Origin of the sequence: Streptomyces sp. NPDC044571, from assembly GCF_040647115.1 — a bacterium.
GTDB lineage: Bacteria > Actinomycetota > Actinomycetes > Streptomycetales > Streptomycetaceae > Streptomyces.
The window spans coordinates 1-1,356 of the sequence record NZ_JBEZBN010000133.1 but is presented as its reverse complement, the minus strand read 5'-3'; the positions used below and the strand labels follow the sequence as shown (position 1 = coordinate 1,356).

At 70.9% G+C, this 1,356-nt stretch carries 2 protein-coding genes; one reads left to right on the top strand and one right to left on the bottom strand.

The genetic code is table 11. From position 1 onward, the window contains the following. Window positions 1-15: 15 nt before the first annotated feature. On the bottom strand, window positions 16-621 hold the full coding sequence (locus AB0B01_RS30785) for a DUF2867 domain-containing protein (RefSeq protein ID WP_361726269.1): 606 nt from the start codon (window positions 619-621) through the stop codon (window positions 16-18). A gap of 361 nt (window positions 622-982) precedes the next feature. Between AB0B01_RS30785 and AB0B01_RS30780 the strand changes: the two genes are divergently transcribed. Next, on the top strand, window positions 983-1,177 hold the full coding sequence (locus AB0B01_RS30780) for a DUF1918 domain-containing protein (protein WP_361726266.1): 195 nt from the start codon (window positions 983-985) through the stop codon (window positions 1,175-1,177). Window positions 1,178-1,356: the final 179 nt, after the last annotated feature.

Sequence of the window (1,356 nt, the reverse complement as noted above, 5' to 3'; positions counted from 1 at the left end):
CTGCAGGCAGGCGAGTTAGCGTCCTGCGGCCTGCGTGTGGTCGCGGTCGCGCCAGGCCTGTTCCCATTGGCGGGTCAGGGAGGGGTAGACGATGAGGTGCCGGAAGGGTGCGATGGCGGCCATGTAGAGCCGGCCGAACCGTCCGTTGGGTTTGACGAGGACGGCCATCCGCAGCTCGTAGTCGCCGTTCGCTCCCTGGACCCAGCCGAGGTGCATCACGGTGTGCACCGTCTTGTTCGCCAGCTCGCGCGCGGCCTCCCGGTCGAGCTCGTAGACCGCTTTGAGCGGCATGCCGTCGTGGTCCGGGCCGCGGCGGCCGTCGCGCAGGTCGCCGGGCAGGCGGTCGCGGAGCGAGACGACCCGCTCGCCGACGCCCGCCGACGGCTTGTCCCAGCCGAAGAGTGCGCCGAGCTTCCAGCGCGCGGCGAACAAGGCCCGCACCAGCCAAGGTTGTTTCGCGGGTCCGCCGGCGGCCTGCATCGCCGCGAGCATCGTCGGGAAGTCGTCGGGGCCGGCCCCGGGCGTGCGGAACGACCACACGTCCTCGACGGTGAAGTCGGGCGCGAGTTCGTGGATGTGCCACGGCTGCTCGGTGTGCGCCGTCTCTGCGAGTCGTGACACGGTGGGACCCTTCGTCTATACGGCACCGTACATTTCATGTGTACGGTAGCGTACAAATGCAGTGTGATCAATGGAGTTGCCGCCGAAGTCCCTGCCTGGGCCGATCGGGTGGCACATGCCCGGCCGGGCCGTGTGATGGCTGGTGTCGGTGCGCGGGCCGGGGTGGAATGGGGCGACCGGGGTCGCGACCGCTGGACGGTGGTCCCGGCAGGCTGTCTCCTCGCCCTTGAGCCGTCACGTCGCCAGGGGGCGGGGGGACGGCCCACGGGGAAGGCCCTTCCGCGGCACGTGCCTGGATGTGGTGGAGAGTCGGACGGGTACGGCGGCGAGGGCCGCCACCTCTGGGGAACGGAGATACGGCATGCGGGCGAGCGTGGGCGACCGGATCGTGGTGCACGGGCGGATCGTGGGACAGCACGACCGGACGGCGGAGGTCATCGAGGTGCTGGGCGAGAACGGCAGCCCGCCCTACCGGGTCCGTTTCGAAGACGGCCACGAGACCCTCATGAGCCCCGGCCCCGACACCGTGGTGAGGCACCTCGCGGTCGAAGACTGACGCCGCGAGGGGCCGGCGAGGGCCTGCCAGGCAAAGGTCGGGTCCTCGTCACCTCACGGCGGCGGCCACTCACCGCAGCCGGAACTCGTCCTCGTCGGCCAGGTCCAGCGCGTCAACGAACTCGACCCCGTCCAGCTCGGCGAGCCGGTCGGAGGCGTCCATCGCCCCGTCCTTGTCCG